We start from the raw sequence: 18,473 nt of genomic DNA on the forward strand, positions 1-18,473 counted from the left end.
TCGCCGCCGTCCGCTGCCGGCACCGGGGCCGGCCCGGCCGGGGCCAGCACCACGAAGCCGGCGTCGGCGATCATGTCCAGGTCCGCCTGCGCGGCCTGGCCTTCGCTGGTGAGGTAGTCGCCGAGGAAGAGCGAGTTGGCCACGTGCAGGGCCAGCGGCTGCAGCGAGCGCAGGTGCATTTCCCGCCCGCCGGCCATGCGCAGTTCGGTGTCCGGGCAGGCGAAGCGCACCAGCGCCAGGATCCGCAGGCAGTGCGCGGGGGTGAGCAGCCAGGTGCCCTGCAGCGGGGTGCCCTCGAAGGGCATCAGGAAGTTGACCGGGATCGAGTCGCTGCCCAGTTCGCGCAGGGCGAAGACCGCGTCGATCAGCTCCTCGTCCGTCTCGCCCATGCCCACGATCAGCCCCGAGCAGGGGGAGAGGCCGGCCTCCTTGGCCTTGCCCACCGTGCGCACCCGGTCCGCATACTCATGGGTGGTGCAGATGTCGGCGTAGTTGGACTCGCTGGTGTTGAGGTTGTGGTTGTAGGCGTCCACCCCGGCGGCCTTGAGCTTGTCCGCCTGCCCGTCCTTGAGGATGCCCAGGCAGGCGCAGACCTCCACCTGCGGGTGCTCGTCCTTGAGCCCTTGGACCATGGTTGCCACCCGGTCCACGTCCCGGTCCGTGGGTCCCTTGCCGCTGGCCACCAGGCACACCCGGGAGGCGCCGGCACGGATGCCGCTGGCGGCCTGCTCGGCGGCCTCCTCGGGCTTGAGCCAGGTGTACTTGAGGATTTCGGCGGCCGAGCCGAGGCGCTGTGAGCAGTACGTGCAGTCCTCCGGGCAGAGGCCGGACTTGAGGTTCACGAGGTAGTTCACCTTGACGGTGTCGGCGAAGTGGGCGCGGCGCAGCCTCGCGGCCGCGGCCACCAGGTCCAGCAGCGCATCATCGTCGGAGGCGAGGATGGTGCGGGCGTCCTCGCGGGTCAGGGTGCCGCCGGCCAGCTGCCGGTCGGCGAGGTCAGCGAAGTAATTGTAGGAATTGAACACCGTTCAATCGTGGGGCGGCGCGGTGCCGTTGTCAACGATGTTGCATGATGGAGTCTGGACATGAAGGGGGATGCCGGTGGCCTTGACGCGCGAGCAGATCGTCGACGCCGCCCTGGCGATCCTGACCAGCTACGGGCTGGCAGACCTGTCCATGCGCCGGCTGGCCAAGGAACTCGACGTCCAGCCGGGCGCGCTGTACTGGCATGTGAAAAACAAGCAGGAGCTGCTCACCGTGCTGGCCGAGCGCATTCTGGCCCCGGTGTCCGTGGCCGCGGGAGCGGACCTGCGGACCGGAGTCCGGCAGGCGGCGCAGGACATCCGTGCCGCTCTGCTGGCGGTGCCCGGGGCGGCCGATGTCGTCTCGCTGGCGCAGGTGCTCCGGCCGGACCTGCTGGTGCCGCTGCGCGAGCTCGAGGCGCTGCTGGCGGCCGGACCGCTGACGGCACAGCAGGCACGCTGGGGTGCCCGGATGCTGATCCACTACATCCTGGGCGCGGTGGCGGAGGAACAGACCCACGCCGAACTTGCGCATGCGGGCCTGCTTCCGGCCAACGGGCAGGACGACGGCGAAGCGTTCCTGTTCGGGGTGGACACTTTGCTGGCGGGGCTGCTGCCGGAACCTGCCTGAGCCGCGGCTCGGGAGCGTACAATGCCAAGCGTCAGCACGGACCGATCGGCCGGGGGTGACCGGCATGCCGGAGGACAAGGCGGACGGCGGGAAGCCCGCCAGTTGGTGGACCACCCTGCCCGGGCTGCTGACCGCGGTCGCGGCGGTGATCACCGCCGTGACCGGGCTGCTGGTCGGCCTGTCCCAGGCCGGTTTGCTGGGCAGGTCCGGCTCCGGACCGGAACCCGCCGCCACGGCCTCGCCGGGCACCACCGGGGCTGCCGGCTCCGCCGGATCCTCCAAGCCGGGGGGATCACCCGCGCCGGGAAACCCTCCGACCGAGGCGGCGGGCGACTGGACGGTGGCCGTCCCGGACGCAGGACGGCCCGTGCGTTCCGGGGAGGCGGAGTATGCGGTGCTCCGGGCACAGGCACGGCCCGACGTCGATGGCTACGTGGCGGTGACGTTTTCCATCAAATGCACCAATCGCGGCCGGTACGACATGAACTTCTGGGATTCCACCTTCCGGCTGGACGCCGGCGGCGACAGCATCGCGCCGACGTCGGGGCTGAACGAGCTGGTGGCGGCCGGCGCGTCCAAGACCGGGGATGTCCTCTTTGTGGTGCCCGATTCCACCCGCGAGGCAGTGCTGCGGATCAAGTTCCCCGACGGGCGGCGCAGCCTGCCGCTGACGCTGGCGCCACCAAGTCAGTGAGCCCGGCAGATATGCAAGGATCCCGCGTTCCGGGGCTGGAACGCGGGATCCACGCATCAGGGATTCAGCAGATCAGCTGTCCACCGGCAGCAGCAGCCCCTTGACGTCCGGGTCGGTGCGCAGGAAGTCCTGCACCGCCGGGTCCTTGAACGCCTTGATCAGGTTCTGGACGTTCTCGGTGTCGAGGTAGTCCGAGCCCACGGTCAGCTGGCCGGCAAACTCGTCCGGGGCCGGCGGGGCGTAGATCTGCTGCTCGAGCGGAACCTTGGCCGCGGTGTAGTACTCGGTGTAGCCGACGGCGGCGTCCAGGTCCGGCAGCGCACGGGACTGGGCGGCGAAGTCCAGCAGCTTGAACTGGATGTTCTTCGGGTTCGCCACGATGTCCTTCTGGGTGGCCTGCCACTTGTTGATGCCGTCCTTGAGCTTGATCAGGCCGGCGCGCTCGAGCAGCCACAGGCCCTGGGCCTCGTTGGCCGGATCCGAGTACAGCGAGACCACCGCGCCGTTGGGCAGTTCGTCCACGGACTTGTACTTGGCGGACCAGACGCCGAAGCCCCAGCGGAACACCGGGGTGGCGGCGGTTTCCTTGAAGTCCGGATTGGCCTCGAGGACCTGGGAGAGCCAGAGCTTGTGCTGGTAGACGGTGCCGGCGACCTCGCCGGTGCTCACCGCGCGGTTGAGCGTGTTGCTGTCGCTCAGGCCCTTGAAGGCCACCTTGATGCCGTACTTGGGGGCCACCTCCTCGGCCACGAAGTTCACCAGGGCCTGCTCGGCCTGGTTGCCTTCGGCGGTGACCACGGTGAGCGTGGCGCCGGGGACTTCGTTGGGGGACTTGGCGCCGCCGAGCAGGTTGCCGGCGATCAGCGAGCCGGCGACGGCGACGGCGGCGCCGGCGCCAAGGAGCCAGGGCAGCTTGCGGCGCTTGCGGACGGTGAAGCCGTGGTCCTGCGGCGGGGAACCGTTCTTGTTTTCGGTAATGGTCATGGCGGACTGCCTTTCAACGCGGGGTGGGGGAAGGGGAAGGGGAGAGGGAAGGTCAATGGCGCAGGGCCGGGGTGGTGAACCGGACGAGCCGGTCCCCGAGCAGCTGCACCAGGGCGACGGTCAGGATCAGGATGACAATGGTGGCCAGCATGACCGTGTGGTCGAAGCGCTGGTAGCCGTAGGTGACGGCCACGTAGCCGATGCCGCCGGCGCCGATGGTGCCGGCAATCGCGGAATATTCGATCATGGCGATGGTGTTGATGGTCAGGCCGCCGATGATCGCCGGGACCGCCTCGCCCAGCTGGGCGGTGCGGATGATCTGCAGCGGGGAGGCTCCCGAGGCGCGGGCGGCCTGGGTCACCGAGCGCGGCACGTCCCGCAGGCAGTTCTCCACCAGCCGGGCGAAGAACGGGATGCCCGCCAGGGACATCGGCACCACGGCGGCCGGGATGCCGATGTTGGTGCCGGTGACGAACCGGGTGAACGGCACGATGGCGGCCATCAGGATCAAAAACGGCAGGGACCGGCCGATGTTCACGACCCAGCTGAGCACGCCGTAGACGGCGCGGTTTTCGAACAGGCCGCCCGGGGCCATATTGTGCAGGGCCACGGCCAGCGGCGTGCCGACCAGGACCACGATGGACATCACGATGCCGACCATGGTCAGCGTTTCGCCGTAGGCCGGCACCAGCAGGGACGGCAGGTCGGCCAGGGCGGTGTCGCCGGAGCGGGGGATAACGACGCCGATGGCGGCAGGAATGCTCATAGTGCGTGCTCCAAGGTTGCGGGCGCGTCCTCGCGCGCGGTGTCGTGCCGGGCTGTGTCGTGCCGATCAGGGCCGGCAAGGTTGTGGCCGGGTTCGGCCCGCAGGCCGAGCCGGGCGAAGGCGTCCTGGACCAGGTCCGGGGAAGCGGCGCGCAGTCCGACGGTGGCCTTGCCCGTGCTTACGCCGTTGACGGTTTGGATGGTGGCTGCCAGGAGCGAGGCCGGTTCGCCCAGCTCCTGCGAGATCCGCTGGAGCCAGTCCTGCGGAACATCCTGGGAATCGTAGGTGACGTGCCAGGGCCGGGCGCCGTCGGCGGGCAGCGCCGGCGTCAGGTGCGGCTGGAGGGCGCGGCCCAGGGCCGAGTCGTGGTTGGTGAGCAGGTCCACCAGTCGGCCGGACTCGACAATCCGCCCGTGCTCGAGCCTGGCCACCGAATCGGCCACCTGCAGCACGGTGTCCATCTCGTGCGTGATGAACACGACCGCCAGGTCCAGGTCGTCGCGCAGCTCGCGCAGCAGGGCGACCACCGAGCGGGTGGTTTCCGGATCCAGCCCGGAGGTGGCCTCGTCCGAGAGCAGCACCGAGGGCCGCAGGGCCAGAGCCCGGGCAATGCCCACCCGCTGGCGCTGGCCGCCGGAGAGCTGGTGCGGGTAGTGGTTGGCGCGGTGGGACAGCCCCACGCGCTCGAGCAGTTCACCCACGCGGGCCTTGATTTCGCGCGGCTCGACGCCGAGGTATTCCAGGGGCATGGCAATGTTCTGCGCCGCGGTGCGGCGGTTGAACAGGCTCGCGGACTGGAAGACGGTGCCGATCCGCCGGCGCGCCTCGCGCAGGCGTTTTTCCGGCAGGCTGCTCAGGTCCTCGCCATTGACGACGACGGACCCCGAGGTGGGCCGCTCCAGCAGGTTGATGCACTGGGCCAGGGTGCTCTTGCCGGCCCCGCTGGGGCCGACGACGGCGAAGATCTCGCCGCGGTCGACGGCGAAGTCCAGCTGGTCAAGGACCGTGACGGCGTTCGTACCGTGGCCGTAGACCTTGGTTAGCTGATCGAGACGGATCATGGCGGTTCTTTTCTGTAGTGCCCGCAGCGGGCAGGACAAAAGGGCAGGGAAGGGTAGGGCAGGGCAGGCTTGGAACGGCCGCTGGTCGAGTAGCGGGGAACGAGCGTATCGAGACCTGGTGAGGCAAGCCGCCGGATCCCGATACGGCCGCGGAGCGGCCTGCCCGACCAACGGTGGCAGGCGGGTCCGCTACACGAAGGCCGGCTGTTCCAGCTTCTTGAAGCCGGAGGCGTGGAAGATCAGCGGCTCGTGCGCGTCCTCATGCGTGGCGTGCTGGTGGACCCGCAGCAGCACCACGTGGTGGTCGCCCGCCGGGACTTCCTGTTCCACCGAACACTCCAGCCACAGCGCCGCCTCCTCCAGGAGGATGGCGCCGCCGTCGGTGGTGTGCAGGCGCAGGCCGGCGAAACGGTCCCCGGTCTTGGACGCGATCTGCCGGCAGACGCCGTCGTGGGCGGTGCCCAGGATGGAGACGCCAATGCGTTCCGACCGGCGGACGATGGGCCAGGTGCGGGAGGTGTTCTGGACCGCGAACATCACCAGCGGCGGTTCCATGGAGACGCCCACCGTGAAGGAGGACGCGACGATGCCCTGCGGGGCGCCGTCGACCAGGGAGCAAAGGGCAGCGATGCCGGACGGGAAGCGGCCGAAGGCTCTGCGGAGTGCCCCAGGCTGGAGGTCATCGCTGAGTGACATGACGGTGGTCCTTTGCCGTTAGGCGATCGGCCGGGCGTGCCGCTGCACAGCCGGCCGAAGCGCGGTACTTGCCACACCGGCTGTTCCGGCGGGCCGAATCTTCACCTGGAGCACCCCGCTACTGCGAGAGGGTTGCCGGCCAACGAGCCAGGGCTTGACGTTGGCGCTCTTGATTCGCGTACAACGCTAGAAGCTTCAGGCTCCCGGGGTCAACTGCCGGCAACAGTTCGTAAAGTTCGCGGCGCGGCTGCTGCCCTTCCCACCGTCCCCGCCGTATGCAATGATCCAGCAGGGAGCACGGTCTTTTGCGCAGGTGTCCCCGGCATCGTGAATATCGTTGAAAGGCCATTGGGGGATGACCAATCATTGGGGGACAGGGGCCGCAGAACGCCCAAAGCACGGCGGCGGGTTCGGCGGTTTGCCGCGCTCGCTAAGCGGACGGATCCCGCAATGGGTCTTCGAGAAGGCCCCCGGGCGCCGCAGCCCGTCCAACGGACGGCCCGCCCGGCCCGGCCCGCAGCAGGTGCGGCGGCCGCTGCGTTCGCGCCGGGGGCGGAACTATTCCACCGGCTGCATCATAGCCTTGGCGGCATGCCTGACGCTGGCCGTGGGCGGGGACCTGTGGAACCGGTTTGTGCCCGTTGACCTGCTGACGCCGCCTGCCCTGCGGGACCACCCCATGCCCGGGCACGAGGAGGCCGGCCGGCCGCTCGGAGCGCCCCGGCCGCTCACGGCCGCCAGCGGCTCCTACAAGTTCAACTACGCAGGGGTGGGCGGCCGGCCTTTTGTCGCTTTCAGCCCCTGCCGGCCGGTCCACTATGTGGTGAACAGCCGCCATCAGCCGCCTGGCGGCGGCGAGCTGATCGGCGCCGCGGTATCCCGGGTTTCCCAAGCCACCGGACTGAAGTTCGTCGCCGACGGCGAGACGCAGGAGCGGGCTTCGGACGAACGTGCCGCGTACCAGCCGGACCGCTACGGGGACCGGTGGGCGCCGGTACTGATCGACTGGGTGACGCCGGAACAGGAGCCGATGTTCGCGCTGGCCGAGGCGCCCGGCGGCACCACGCGGCTGGGCGACGCCCGGGCGCTGCCGGTCTCCGGGGAGGGGTCCCCGGATGTCCTGGTGACCGGCCAGGTCAGGCTCAATGCCACCGCACTGGGCGTCAGGCTGCGCGAGCCCGGCGGCACCGCCGCGGTCCAAGCCACCATCCAGCACGAGCTGGGGCATATTGTCGGGCTGGGCCATACCCCCGACAAATCGCAGCTCATGGCGGAGACCAGCAACGGGCAGACCGATTTCGGTGCCGGGGACCTGGTAGGCCTGGCCGCCCTGGGCACCGGCCCCTGTGCGCCGCGGATCTGAGCGGCGTTACAGCAGGGCGCCGGGCCGCCGGTGAACCGGCCGTGCCCGCAGCGCCGCGGCCAGCAGCACCAGCGCCGCCAGTTGGATGGCCCCGACGACGGCAACCAGCACGGGCGTACGGCCGTAGAGCCCGCCGGCGAGTGCGCCGCCGGCCAGCGCCGCAGCGCCCTGGATGGCCGCAAAGATGCCGTAGGCCGTGGCCCGCCGGCCCGACGGAACCAGGTCTGCCACCAGCGCCTTGACGGTGGAATCCTGGATGCCGGTGGCAATGCCCCAGGCCAGGACGCCGGCCAGCACCGGGCCGAGGCTGGCGGAAAACGCAAGCCCGGGAACCAGCGCGACCAGGCCGGGCAGGACCAGCAGCACGCCGGCACCGCGCCGATCGTAGGCCCAGCCCGTGGCCAGGGCCGCGGCCGCTTCGGCCAGCATTGCCCCGGCATAGGCCAGCGGCACCGCGGCGAGCGGCAGCAGGCCGGTTTCGGTCAAGTGGAAGGCGATCACCCCGAACGTCACCAGCCCGGCGGTCACGGCCCCGGCCGAGGCGGCGAACAGGTAGAAGGCCCGCGGCAGTGCGGTCCGCGCCCGGGAGGCCGCGGCGACGCCGTCGCCCGCCGTCGCCGGCTCCGCAGGTTCGTAGACGCTCATGTCCGGGACGCGGCGGCGCAGCCAAAGCAGCAGGGCAATGGCCGCCGCCCCGGGAAGGGCGAGCAGGGCCAGGGCCGGCCAGATGGCCGTGGTGGCCCCGATCGCGGCCGCGACCAGCAGCGGCCCGGCGAACGCGCCGAGTTGGTCCAGCATCTTGTGGACGGCCATCCCCCGGCCCCGGCCCACGGCGCCGGCGGCATAGGAAAGCAGCGCGGACTTGGCCGGCGAGCGGACGGCCTTGCCCGCGCGTTCGGCCAGGATCAGCCCCACGGCCAGCACCAGGCCGGCGCCCCCGGCGAACGGCGCAACGGCCAGCAACGGCACGCAGACCGCGGTCATGGCATAGCCGGCCAGGGTCAGGGTCCAGTACCTGCGGGTGCGATCCGCCAGCGGTCCGAACAGCAGGCGGAAGAGCAGCGCGATGCCTTCGCCGGCCCCCGTGACCAGCCCCACCAGCAGGGCGCTTGCTCCCAACCCGGCCAGCAGCGGGCCGGTGATCGAACGGGCGCCCTCGTAGACCATGTCCGCGGTCAGGCTGACAAGCCCGAACGCGGTGACGGTGCGCCACGGGGACAGCGGCCAGCGGGGGAGGGATCCGGATACCGGGGTGCCGGAGTCGGCGGGCTGCGTCACGCTACGAGCTTACCGTTCGCTGCCTGCAACTCCCCGGCGGCCCGGTGGTGCGGGCACAGCCCGCCCTTTCCCCTGGCCGGGCACCGGCGTAGCGTTTTTTATGTCCCTTTTTCCAACCAGCAGCAACCAGATAGGTGTGATTGTGATGCCGGAATTCATGGATGTACATCACCATATGGTGGGAATAACGGCGGAAGGCCTGAAGGCGGCCCATGCGGCCGATATCGCCGCCCAGGGCGAAGAGGGCGTCAATTTCAAGCAGGCCTGGGCGGACCCGGAATCCGGCGTCGTCTACTGCCTCTCCGAGGCGCCGTCCGCGGACGCCGTCCAGCGGGTGCACGAGCGGACCGGGCATCCGGCGGATGAGATCCATCCCGTCCCGCTCGTCGTCTGAAGAAGCCCGCACCCGCGCTTGGGCCGGCGCCATGTGGTCGCCGGCCCAGCCGTTGCTGCGGACACCCAAGATGGCCTCCGCCCGGGACATTTCCATTACGGCGACGGCGCCGGCCTGGCTGCTGGCCAAGCCCGGGATCACCGCGGCCCTGGACGCGGCCTCGGCCAGCTTCGCCTGGCTTTTACGGCCCCTGCCCGCCGGGCGGGTGGGAGGCCGAGTGCACCACATAGCGTTCGAGCCGGCGGTCCGGGACCAGCCAGATCGTGGCCACCACCGTGTAGGCGGCAAGGCCCGCCAGCGGGTGGACGAAGGTTAGCGCCAGGCCCAGCAGGTAGATGGCGGGGGAGGCCTTGCCCTTCCAGTCCCGTCCCACGGCCCTGGCCAGGGCGCCGTTGCGGCCCTGCTGCCGAATCAGGGCACGCTCCAGGACGAAGTAGGCGATGGCGGCCAGCAGCAGATTCATCCCGTAGACCAGGACCGGGACCTGGGCAAAGCCGGATTCGTCCATCCAGCGCGTGGTGAAGGGAAAGAGCGAGAGCCAGAACAGCAGGTGCAGGTTCGCCCAAAGCACCCCGCCGCTGACCTTCCCGGCGAGCTGGAGCATGTGATGGTGGTTGGCCCAGTAGATGCCGACGTAGATGAAGCTGAGCAGGTAGCTCAGGAACGTGGGCGCCACCGCCAGCAGGCCGTGCCAGGTCGGCTCCTCCGGGACCCGCAGCTCCAGCACCATGATGGTGATGATGATGGCCAGGACGCCGTCGCTGAAGGCCTCGAGCCGGTTCTTGTTCATGGTGTGGCTCCCATGCAGGCATCATGGCGGAACAGTTGCCGGGTTGGGAAGCTGCCGGGGCGTACCATCCGGCGCTACGCTCGTGGGATGGAAGCCAGGGACGACCGGCCGGCTGGAACCGAACCGGTGACCCAGCGGTACAAAAGGCTGTTCCGGTCGGGAAATTCCACGGACCGGACGGTTTTCTTCAGCGACGCGGTTTTCGCCATCGCCATGACGCTGCTGGTCCTCGACCTGAATATTCCGGAGGGCCTGGACCAGGGACGGCTGGGCGAGGCATTGGCCCAGGCATGGCCTCAATTCTTTGCCTACGCGCTCAGCTTCGCAGTGATCGGCAGCGCCTGGCTGGACCACCACCAAAAATTCACCGTCATCCAGCGCTACGACCGGCGGCTGCAGCTGCTCAACCTGCTGCTGCTCTTCTTCATCGCGATCCTGCCCATGCCCACGAGCTTCCTCAGCGACTATGGCGGCAAATCCTCTCCGTGGCCCCCGGTGCTCTACGCGGCGGTGACGGCGGGAGTGTTCCTGAGCCTGAACCTGATCTGGGTCCATGCCTGGCGTGCCGGCCTCGTCTCGCCGGTGGTGGACAAGGCGCTGTACAGCTACATGTACCGGGCCCTCCTGCCGGTTCCAATCGTGTTCCTGCTGAGCATTCCGCTGGCGTTTGCCAGCCCGGGGGCGGCAATGTACTTTTGGCTGCTGCTCATCCCGGCGGGCTGGACCGTCGACCGGCTGGCCGCACGGATCCGCTGACGCAGTGCGTCCATCGGCTCCACTGCCGTTGGCCAGGCAGGCCGCCCGCCGCCGGGTGGAGGGGTAGCCTTCACCGGGACGCCGCTATACGCTGGCCGAAGGGTATTTCCGAGTTCCCGGTGACGCCATCGGAGGTCTTCAGATGGGCTTTGAGCAGTACCACGAACCGGCGGGCGAACTCTCCGCAGAGACACGGACCTTTGCCCGGATGTGCGCGAACCTGACCGAGGAAGCCGAGGCGATCAGCTGGTACGAACAGCGCATCTCGCTGGAACGGAATCCTGCGGCGCGGGCCATCATGCAGGACTCGCTGGCCGAAGAGTACAAGCATTTCAGCATGGACTTGGAGTTCCTGCTCCGCACCAAGCCCCAGTGGCGGGAGATTGCCCGCGGGATCCTTTTCCAGGACGGGGACATCGTGGCCAACGGGGAGGCATCCGAGAGGGCCGCTGCCGGCGGGACCGACGGCGGGCCGCCTGCCGTTCCGCCCGGATCGTCCCTTGGCATCGGCAGCCTGAAGGAGCAGAACCAGTGACCGCCAACCATCTCCTGCGCGAGCTCGCCCCAATCTCCGACGCCGGCTGGCGGCTGCTCGACCGGGAGGCCCGGCAGCGCCTTTCCGTGGCGCTCGGGGCGCGCAAGCTCGTCGACTTCAACGGCCCCCACGGGTGGGAATACTCGGCCACGAACCTGGGCCGAACCGAGCAGCTTCCCCTGAACAACGGGTTGGTCGTCGCCCAGCGCCGGGTCCTGCCGTTGGTGGAGGTCCGCGCGGATTTCACGGTTTCCCGGCGCGAACTCGAGGCCTATGACCGGGGCGCCGTCTATACCGATCTGGACGACCTGGCCGAGGCGGCCCTGCGGATCGCCAGCGCCGAAAACGTCGCCGTGCTGCACGGCTGGGAGGAAGCCGGCATCCCGGGCGTCACCCAGGTCTCGCCGCACGACCCCGTGCCCCGGGTGGAAGACTTCGTGGACTATCCCAAGCGGGTGGCCAAGGCGGTCACCGTCCTCCTGCAGGCAGGCATCGGCGAGCCCTTCGGCCTGGCCCTGGGGCCGGGGCACTACAACGCCGTGATGGAGAGCACCGAGCGGGGCGGCTACCTGCTCTCGGAGCATCTGCAGCGGATCCTGCACGGGCCGATCGTGTGGGCGCCGGGCGTGCGCGGAGCCATTGTCATGAGCCTGCGCGGCGGGGACTTCCTCTTCGAGTCGGGCCAGGACCTCTCCATCGGCTACAGCCGCCACGACGCCGACACCGTGCACCTCTACCTGGAGCAGTCCTTCAGCTTCCAGGTGGCGACGCCGGAGGCCGCCATCCACCTGCGCGGCAGCGAAGAGCAGTAGCTGCCCGCTGTCGATCGGGCCTTGGACGGACCTGCCACAGGCGCACGCGGGAGGTCCGTCAGCCTTCGCGGATCTGCCTCCTCAGTTCCTCCGACAGCTTGCCGCAGGCCTCGATGACCTCTGCCGCATCCGAGGCCGGCCCCTGGAGGGTCTCCGCGATCCCGCCGTCGGTGATGCCCGTCCGGTCGGCAGCCAGCGTGGCCCGCGCCCCGGCGGCCGCCGAGCGCGCCGCCTCCAGTGCGGCGGCGATGTCGCTGCGCACATCCGGGTTGGCAAAACCGGCAAGCTCCTCGCCGATGCTGAGGATGGTTTTGGTCAGGAAGATCAGTTTCTTTGGCGGCCGGACCGCTTCCCGCAACGCGTCCTGGACGGCGCCGCCGCGGGCCGATCGCTCCACCTCGGATTCCTGCGGCAGCTTGTAGGCCTCCGCCACGCGGTCGAAAGCCTGCTCGTCGTCGTCGGCCAGGGCCAGGGCCTGGGGAATCAGGTCCCGGGCCTTTTCGGCCAGGCGCCGGGCGGCCCGCTCGTGTTCGGCGAAGCGCGGGCCGGTGGTGAAATTGGCTGCCATGGACAGTAGCGCCGCGGCCTGTGCCGCCTGCAGGGCAGCCGCCGCGCCGCCGCCCGGGGTCGCCCGGCCGGACGCGAGCCGGTCCAGGAATCCTGCAATCGTCTCCTCGGCGATCATCTGGCTCACCTGCCGTCCGTTTCATTCGGTTCCAGTGCCGGGGCGCCGTCGCGTTCGCTCGCGGCGCCGCCTTCGAGCCGGTCGGAGAGTGTCTCGTCCACCGGCCGCTCCGAGTCCGTGCCGGTGCCGGATGCCACCAGCTCCGGCGGCACCGCGTCAATGCCCTCGTCCGGGATGACCGGATCCTCGCCCTGGACGTTCAGTTCGGGGTCGGGCAGTGCCTGTTCGGTCACGTCGTGCTCCTTTCCGGGATGGGGACCACTTCACTAAGCAAACTTAGTATCAAAGCCGTCCCAGCGGAACATCGGTGCGTGAGCCGTTGGAAGTCATTCGGAGCTGCCGCCGACGGTCTCCGAGAGCGGAGTCTCCCGGATGAACAGCGCCAGCACCAGGGCGACCACGATCAGCGGCACCGCGAGCAGGAAGATCGGCGGCAGTGCCTGGCCGAAGGCACGGGCAATCGCCTCGTGCGCCGGGGCCGGCATGGCGCGCAGCACCGCCGGGCTCAGCGAGCTGAAGCCCGCCGTGCCGACGTCGGGAACGCCCGCGGGGGCGCCGGCGAGCCGGTCCGCGAGGCGGTTGATGAAAATGGATCCGAACAGGGCGATGCCGAAGCTGGCCCCGATCTGCCGGAAGTAGTTGGTGGTGGAGATTGCCGCGCCCATGCTGCGCTGCGGGACGCTGTTCTGCACGATCAGCACCAGGTTCTGCATGACGCAGCCGACCCCCAGGCCCAGGACCACCAGTCCCGCGGCCGTGAAGGCGTACGGGGTGGCATCTGAGATCCGCGACAGCAGCACCAGCCCCGCGACAATGAGCACCGTACCGAGGACCGGGTAGATCTTGTACCGGCCGGTGCGCGAGATGAGCTGGCCGGTGCCGATGGTGGCGGTGAGCATGCCGGCGACCATCGGGATCATCATCAGCCCGGACTGGACGGCGGTGGCGCCGTTGACCATCTGCAGGAACGTCGGCATGTAGGCGATCGTGGAGAACATCGCAATGCCGACGGCGATGCCGATCAGGGTGGGCAGCGCAAAGTTCCGGGTTCGGAACAGCCGCAGCGGCAGGACCGGTTCGGCGGCGCGGCGCTCGACGGCGGCAAGCAGCGCCGCCGCCGCGGCGGCAGCAACACCGAGCCAGATGATTACCGGGCTGTCCCAGGCGTAGGTGTTGCCGGCCCAGCTGGTGAGCAGGATGGCCGCCGTGCTGGCCATCGCCAGCAGTACCATGCCCGCGTAGTCCAGCCTTGGCCGCGGACCGCCGGGCCTGGCCAGCTGCAGGGCGGGGATGATCACCGCCAGGGCCGCCGCACCCAGCGGCAGGTTGATGTAGAAGACCCACCGCCAGCTCCAGTAGTCGGTGATGAACCCGCCGAGCAGCGGTCCGCTGATCGAGGCCAGGCCGAACGCCCCGCCGATCAGGCCCATATACCTGCCGCGCTCGCGGGGGGAGACCAGGTCCGCGATGATTGCCTGCGCGCCGACCATGAGCCCGCCGCCGCCCATGCCCTGGAGGGCCCGGAAAATGATCAGCTGGACCATGTTCCGGGCCAGGCCCGAGAGGGTGGAACCGGCCAGGAAGACCGCGATGGCGAACACGAAGATGCTCTTGCGCCCGAACAGGTCGCCGAGTTTGCCGTAGACGGGCAGGCCGATGGTGGCCGCGAGGATGTACGCGGTAATCACCCAGGAAATGTGCTCCAGGCCGTTCAGGTCGCCGACGATGGTCGGCAGCGCGGTGGAGACGATGGTCTGGTCCAGCGCGGCGAGCAGCACGGCCAGCATCAGGCCAAGGAAGACCAGGTTGGTCCGCTGCGGCCGGGTTTGCCCGGCCGCAGCCTCGGTGCCGGTTTCGCCAGGTGTCTTTTTCATGCGGCCTCTTCCGGGACAGGACGCGGGTGGCGCCGGCCGGCGGCGCGCCTGCAGGGCCTCGCCTGCAGCGGTGGCCGCCCGGTATCCGCCCCCAGAATGGAACGTCCCCGCCGACAGGCAAATTCCGGCTTCCCGGCCACCTGCCGTCGGTCGCGGCATCTTGAGCGTGCTGCGCCACGGCTCAAACTGCTCGTGCCCGTCCGCCTTGTCCAGGTACAGGCCCCGGACTTTCGCGCTGCCGCCGCGGGAAGCGGAGGCCAAGGCCTTCCGGCAGGCTGCGGGAGGTGATTGAATCGGCGCAGCGCATGCGGACGGATCCAGCCCAGGAGGACCGGATGGCTGAGCAGGAACTGGCATTCATCGCCACCAATGACCTGTGCGCCATCACCCGGGGCCGGGGCATGCCCCTGGCCCAGCTGGACTGGGAAGCCGGCTGCGGCTGGGTGCCGGCCAACCTTGGCGTCGGTGCCTTCGGGAAGATCGTCGAGGGCAGCCCGTTCGACGCCACCGGCGACCTGCGGCTGGTGCCGGACGAGCGGTCCCTGGCCCGCATTGACGGGATCCCCGGCCGTCCGCCGCTGACCGTGGTCCTGGCGGACATCACCCGCACGGACGGCTCCGGCTGGCAGTGCTGCCCGCGCACCTTCCTCCGCCATGCCATCCGGGATCTGGAGCAGGAGACGGGCCTGGAAGTGTTCGGCGCCTTCGAGCATGAGTTCACGCTGGTCACTGACGAGCCCGCGGAGCCCCCCATGTCCCTGCAGGCCATGCTCCGCATTGAGCCGCTGGGCAGCGAGCTGGTGGGAATCCTGGCCGGGGCCGGGCTGCAGCCGGAAAACTGGCTGGCCGAATACGGCGCCCATCAGTGCGAGGTCACCGTTGCCGCCGCCGGTGCCTTGGCCGCCGCGGACCGGGCGGTGTTGCTGCGCGACATCGTGCGGAACCTGGCCCGTGCCCGCGGGCAGCAGGCGAGCTTCGCGCCGCTGCTGGACCCCGGCGGCGTGGGCAACGGCGTGCATGTGCACTTCAGCCTGCAGGACACCGCCGGCACGCCGGTAATGTACGACGCCGCCCGTCCGGGCCTGCTGTCCGAAGCCGCGGGCTCCTTCGCTGCGGGAATCATCCGCCATGCCCGGGCCCTGCTGGCCTTTACGGCGGCGAGCGAAGTTTCCTACCTGCGGCTGGTGCCCCACCGGTGGTCGGTGACCCATGCCTTCCTGGGCGGGAACAACCGCGAAGCCATGCTGAGACTGTGCCCAACGATCGGGATCGGCGGCAGGGACCCGGCCGGCCAGCTGAACCTGGAGTTCCGGGCCGCGGACGCGACCGGCAATGCCTGGCTGGTCATGGGCATGCTGATCCGCGCCGGGCTCGAGGGCATCCGGCAGCGGCTGCCGGCACCGGCGGTGATGGACCGGCCAATCGAGGAAATCCGGGAGGACGAGCAGCGCTGTGCGGGCATTGTCCGGCTGCCCGCCTCGCTGCCGGAGGCGCTGGTGGCCCTCGAGGAGGACCCGGTGGTGTCCGGCTGGCTCGCCCCGGAGCTGCTGCAGGTGCAGCGGGCGCTCAAGCTGGACGAGCTGCGCCGGCTCGAAGGCCTGGATGAGGTCGAAAAATGCCGGAGGTACGCCGGTGTCTACTGAGCCTGATGCGCTGCCGGGTGCCGGTACGGTGATGGAGGGGCTGGAACTGACGGACCACCACTGCCACGGGGTAGCAGCCTCGGACCTGGACCGGGCCGGGTTCGAGGCCTTGGCGACCGAATCCAACTGGCCCGCCCCGCCGGGCACCAGCATGTTCGACAGCCAGCTGGGCTTCGCCATCCGCCGCTGGTGCGCGCCGCTGCTGGACCTGGAACCGCACGCGGGGCCGGAGGACTATCTGGCGCGGCGGCTCCAGCTCGGAGCCGGGGCCGTGAACCGGAGCCTGCTGTCCGCGGCCGGCATCGGAACCTTCCTCGTGGACACCGGCTACCGCGCCGAGGAGCTGACCTCGCCGGCGCAGACCGCAGCCCTGGCCGGAGGGGCAGCCCGGGAAATTGTCCGGCTGGAGCATGTGGCCGAGCAGGTCGCGGCCAAGGGAACCACGCCACCGTCGTTCAGTGCGGACTTCGCCGAGGCCCTCACCCGCGCGGCCGGGGATGCCGCCGGGCTCAAGTCCATCGCAGCCTACCGGTGCGGGCTCGACTTCGACCCGTCGCCGCCCACGGCACGCGAGGTGGAGCTTGCCGCCGCCCGCTGGCTGGGCCGCCTGGAGGCCGGGGGGGCCACCCCCAGGATCGAGGACCCGGTCCTGCTGCGGAACCTGCTCTGGACCGGCCTTCAGCTGGGCAGGCCCATCCAGTTTCACACCGGCTACGGGGACGCCGACGTCGACCTGCACCGGTGCAACCCGCTGCACCTGACCGGCTGGCTGCGGGCCACCCGCGGCACGGGCGTGCCGGTGATGCTGCTGCACTGCTATCCCTACCATCGGGAGGCGGGTTACCTGGCCCAGGTCTTCCCGCAGGTCTATGTGGACGTGGGGCTGGCGGTGAACCATACCGGCAGCCGGTCCCCGGCCGTGATCGCCGAATCCCTGGAACTGACGCCCTTCCACAAGGCGCTGTTTTCCACCGACGCCGTCGGGCTGGCCGAACTGCACTACCTGGGCGCCGCACTGTTCCGGCGTGGCTTCGGCGGCGCGGCGGCCCGGTGGATCGACGCCGGCGAGTGGTCGATGGCCGACGCCGAGCGGGTCGCCGCCCTGGTCGGCTACCGGAACGCGGCGCGCGTGTACGGGTTGGACGCCTGATGGGGTGGTCTGCGGCCGCACTGCTCGAGGCGCTGAACACGGCGCTCGAGGCACAACTGGCCGCCGCCGTCGACCTCCGTCACCGCCTGCACCGGAACCCCTGCGTTTCGGGGCAGGAAGAAGCCGCAGCTGCGCTGCTGGCGGCCGAACTGGGCATGGCCGTGCAGCCGGTGGCCGGCACCGGGTTCATCGCGCGGACCGGCCCCGGGGACTGCCCCGTGGTAGGCATCCGCGCCGAGCTGGACGCGCTGCCGGTCCACGAGACCACCGGAGTCCCGTGGGCGGCAGTGAACGGTGCGATGCACGCCTGCGGGCACGACGTGCACCAGGCAGCCTTGGTGGCGTTCACGCGGGCCGCGGCCGGGCTTCGGCTTCCGGCGGCGGTGGCCGCAATTGCCCAGCCGCGGGAGGAAGGCCCTCCCTCCGGGGCCAGCGACATTGTGGACGAGGGGGTGCTGGAATCGGCAGGGATCGAGGCGGTCCTGGCCGTGCACGTCCATCCGGGGCTGCCGGCGGGTGCGGTCAGCATCGGCAGCGGGGCCGTCAACGCCGCCTATGACGAGTTCGAAATCACCGTCCACGGCCGCGGCGGCCACAGCGCCTACCCGCACACGGCCATCGATCCGGTGCCGATTGCCGCCAGGATCACCCTGGCCCTCTACGACCTGGTCCGCAGCAGCGTCAGCCCGGTGGAACCGGCGGTCCTGGGCGTCGGGCAGCTGGCGGCGGGGTCGGCGGCCAATGTCATTCCGGACTCGGCGGTGCTGCGCGGCACGGTGCGGACGATGACCGGCGCGGCCCAGGACCGGATGCACAAAGGCCTGCGGGAGGCGGCCCGGCACATCGCCCGCGCGTCCGGAGCCCGGGCGACGGTGAGCATCACCCGGGGCGAGCCGGTGCTGGTGAACGACGACGCGCTGGCCCGCCACGCAGCCTACTGGCTGGAGCGGGCCGGGCTGCCGCTGGCGGAACCGCTGCGCAGCTGCGGCTCGGACGACTTCTCCTTCTTCACCCAGCGGATTCCCGGCCTGATGGCCTTCCTCGGCGTGGACAGCTCCGCCGCGGCGGACGGCAGTCCGCCGACGCTGCACTCGAGTTCGTTCCTCCCGGCCGATGCGGCCGTGGAACACGCGGCCCGGGCGATGGCTGCGATGTACGTGGGCGCCGTCCGGAAGCTCGGCCTGGTCGGCGAAGCCTGAATGCTACCTGCTGACGTCCGCGCCGAAGCACTTCTGCGGGACTTGTGGCGGGGTGCCGTCGGCGCAGTCCATCGGGCGCCTTACCGGCTGCGTCCACCGCGCTGCCCTTACGGTACGCCGCAGCCTCGCTGGAAGTCTTG

At 70.2% G+C, this 18,473-nt stretch carries 20 protein-coding genes and 1 riboswitch; of the genes, 10 read left to right on the plus strand and 10 right to left on the minus strand.

Annotated elements, in window-relative coordinates; all coding sequences use genetic code 11:
* The coding region (bioB, locus tag ACFQ36_RS04535; RefSeq protein ID WP_377011062.1) for a biotin synthase BioB at nt 1–1,025 on the minus strand (1,025 nt) is incomplete at its 3' end.
* A 76-nt stretch (nt 1,026–1,101) separates the two neighbouring features.
* On the opposite strand from bioB, the gene ACFQ36_RS04540 reads away from it, so the two are divergent.
* Together ACFQ36_RS04540 and ACFQ36_RS04545 are read left to right on the plus strand one after the other, a co-directional pair.
* A complete protein-coding gene (locus ACFQ36_RS04540) occupies nt 1,102–1,653 on the plus strand; it encodes a TetR family transcriptional regulator (protein ID WP_377011064.1) in 552 nt (183 codons plus the stop codon).
* Nucleotides 1,654–1,717: 64 nt separating this feature from the next.
* Nucleotides 1,718–2,347 (plus strand): hypothetical protein, encoded by a 630-nt coding sequence (locus tag ACFQ36_RS04545; protein ID WP_377011066.1) that lies wholly within the window; start codon nt 1,718–1,720, stop codon nt 2,345–2,347.
* A gap of 72 nt (nt 2,348–2,419) precedes the next feature.
* Here ACFQ36_RS04545 and ACFQ36_RS04550 read toward each other — a convergent pair whose 3' ends face one another.
* The 4 genes from ACFQ36_RS04550 to ACFQ36_RS04565 all read right to left on the minus strand — a co-directional run bounded on the left by ACFQ36_RS04550 (nt 2,420) and on the right by ACFQ36_RS04565 (nt 5,854).
* A complete protein-coding gene (locus ACFQ36_RS04550; RefSeq protein ID WP_377011068.1) occupies nt 2,420–3,331 on the minus strand; it encodes a MetQ/NlpA family ABC transporter substrate-binding protein in 912 nt (303 codons plus the stop codon).
* A gap of 52 nt (nt 3,332–3,383) precedes the next feature.
* The gene (locus ACFQ36_RS04555) at nt 3,384–4,097 is read right to left on the minus strand and encodes a methionine ABC transporter permease (RefSeq protein WP_377011070.1); all 714 of its coding nucleotides are present in this window, start codon (nt 4,095–4,097) and stop codon (nt 3,384–3,386) included.
* The gene (locus tag ACFQ36_RS04560; RefSeq protein ID WP_377011072.1) at nt 4,094–5,158 is read right to left on the minus strand and encodes a methionine ABC transporter ATP-binding protein; all 1,065 of its coding nucleotides are present in this window, start codon (nt 5,156–5,158) and stop codon (nt 4,094–4,096) included. Before ACFQ36_RS04560 ends, ACFQ36_RS04555 begins: the two co-directional genes overlap by 4 nt.
* A gap of 189 nt (nt 5,159–5,347) precedes the next feature.
* Nucleotides 5,348–5,854, minus strand: a complete 507-nt coding sequence (locus ACFQ36_RS04565; RefSeq protein ID WP_377011074.1) for a flavin reductase family protein — start codon at nt 5,852–5,854, stop codon at nt 5,348–5,350.
* 59 nt (nt 5,855–5,913) lie between these two features.
* A riboswitch (SAM riboswitch) is annotated at nt 5,914–6,029 on the minus strand.
* Nucleotides 6,030–6,209: 180 nt separating this feature from the next.
* Between ACFQ36_RS04565 and ACFQ36_RS04570 the strand changes: the two genes are divergently transcribed.
* Nucleotides 6,210–7,217 carry a peptidase gene (locus tag ACFQ36_RS04570; protein WP_377011076.1) on the plus strand — a complete coding sequence of 336 codons (1,008 nt, stop codon included), beginning with the start codon at nt 6,210–6,212 and terminating at the stop codon, nt 7,215–7,217.
* A 6-nt stretch (nt 7,218–7,223) separates the two neighbouring features.
* Here ACFQ36_RS04570 and ACFQ36_RS04575 read toward each other — a convergent pair whose 3' ends face one another.
* Nucleotides 7,224–8,495, minus strand: a complete 1,272-nt coding sequence (locus ACFQ36_RS04575; RefSeq protein WP_377011078.1) for an MFS transporter — start codon at nt 8,493–8,495, stop codon at nt 7,224–7,226.
* A 157-nt stretch (nt 8,496–8,652) separates the two neighbouring features.
* On the opposite strand from ACFQ36_RS04575, the gene ACFQ36_RS04580 reads away from it, so the two are divergent.
* The gene (locus tag ACFQ36_RS04580) at nt 8,653–8,889 is read left to right on the plus strand and encodes an SCO4226 family nickel-binding protein (RefSeq protein ID WP_377011079.1); all 237 of its coding nucleotides are present in this window, start codon (nt 8,653–8,655) and stop codon (nt 8,887–8,889) included.
* Between the two features lie 181 nt (nt 8,890–9,070).
* Here the strand turns inward: ACFQ36_RS04580 and ACFQ36_RS04585 are convergent, their stop codons facing one another.
* Nucleotides 9,071–9,679 carry a TMEM175 family protein gene (locus tag ACFQ36_RS04585; RefSeq protein WP_377011081.1) on the minus strand — a complete coding sequence of 203 codons (609 nt, stop codon included), beginning with the start codon at nt 9,677–9,679 and terminating at the stop codon, nt 9,071–9,073.
* Nucleotides 9,680–9,805: 126 nt separating this feature from the next.
* On the opposite strand from ACFQ36_RS04585, the gene ACFQ36_RS04590 reads away from it, so the two are divergent.
* From ACFQ36_RS04590 to ACFQ36_RS04600, 3 genes are all read left to right on the plus strand, one after another.
* Nucleotides 9,806–10,435 carry a TMEM175 family protein gene (locus tag ACFQ36_RS04590; RefSeq protein ID WP_377011083.1) on the plus strand — a complete coding sequence of 210 codons (630 nt, stop codon included), beginning with the start codon at nt 9,806–9,808 and terminating at the stop codon, nt 10,433–10,435.
* 142 nt (nt 10,436–10,577) lie between these two features.
* The gene (locus ACFQ36_RS04595) at nt 10,578–10,970 is read left to right on the plus strand and encodes a hypothetical protein (protein ID WP_377011086.1); all 393 of its coding nucleotides are present in this window, start codon (nt 10,578–10,580) and stop codon (nt 10,968–10,970) included.
* Nucleotides 10,967–11,782: a family 1 encapsulin nanocompartment shell protein gene (locus tag ACFQ36_RS04600; protein WP_377011087.1), complete on the plus strand. Its 816-nt coding sequence runs from the start codon at nt 10,967–10,969 to the stop codon at nt 11,780–11,782. Before ACFQ36_RS04595 ends, ACFQ36_RS04600 begins: the two co-directional genes overlap by 4 nt.
* Before the next feature lie 58 nt (nt 11,783–11,840).
* Here the strand turns inward: ACFQ36_RS04600 and ACFQ36_RS04605 are convergent, their stop codons facing one another.
* The 3 genes from ACFQ36_RS04605 to ACFQ36_RS04615 all read right to left on the minus strand — a co-directional run bounded on the left by ACFQ36_RS04605 (nt 11,841) and on the right by ACFQ36_RS04615 (nt 14,341).
* Nucleotides 11,841–12,467: a cyclodeaminase/cyclohydrolase family protein gene (locus ACFQ36_RS04605; RefSeq protein ID WP_377011147.1), complete on the minus strand. Its 627-nt coding sequence runs from the start codon at nt 12,465–12,467 to the stop codon at nt 11,841–11,843.
* A 5-nt stretch (nt 12,468–12,472) separates the two neighbouring features.
* On the minus strand, nt 12,473–12,700 hold the full coding sequence (locus ACFQ36_RS04610; RefSeq protein WP_377011089.1) for a hypothetical protein: 228 nt from the start codon (nt 12,698–12,700) through the stop codon (nt 12,473–12,475).
* A 93-nt stretch (nt 12,701–12,793) separates the two neighbouring features.
* Nucleotides 12,794–14,341 (minus strand): MDR family MFS transporter, encoded by a 1,548-nt coding sequence (locus tag ACFQ36_RS04615; RefSeq protein WP_377011090.1) that lies wholly within the window; start codon nt 14,339–14,341, stop codon nt 12,794–12,796.
* Nucleotides 14,342–14,676: 335 nt separating this feature from the next.
* Between ACFQ36_RS04615 and ACFQ36_RS04620 the strand changes: the two genes are divergently transcribed.
* From ACFQ36_RS04620 to ACFQ36_RS04630, 3 genes are read left to right on the plus strand one after another with little or no spacing between them, the layout of a single operon-like run.
* Nucleotides 14,677–15,984 (plus strand): glutamine synthetase, encoded by a 1,308-nt coding sequence (locus ACFQ36_RS04620; protein WP_377011092.1) that lies wholly within the window; start codon nt 14,677–14,679, stop codon nt 15,982–15,984.
* Complete coding sequence (locus ACFQ36_RS04625; protein WP_377011095.1) at nt 15,974–17,134, plus strand: amidohydrolase family protein; 1,161 nt, start codon at nt 15,974–15,976, stop codon at nt 17,132–17,134. The genes ACFQ36_RS04620 and ACFQ36_RS04625 overlap by 11 nt, the downstream gene beginning before the upstream one ends.
* Nucleotides 17,134–18,333, plus strand: a complete 1,200-nt coding sequence (locus ACFQ36_RS04630; protein ID WP_377011096.1) for a M20 family metallopeptidase — start codon at nt 17,134–17,136, stop codon at nt 18,331–18,333. Before ACFQ36_RS04625 ends, ACFQ36_RS04630 begins: the two co-directional genes overlap by 1 nt.
* Nucleotides 18,334–18,473 lie beyond the last annotated feature (140 nt).

It is taken from the genome of Arthrobacter sp. GCM10027362 (genome assembly GCF_042679445.1).
Classification (GTDB): domain Bacteria; phylum Actinomycetota; class Actinomycetes; order Actinomycetales; family Micrococcaceae; genus Crystallibacter.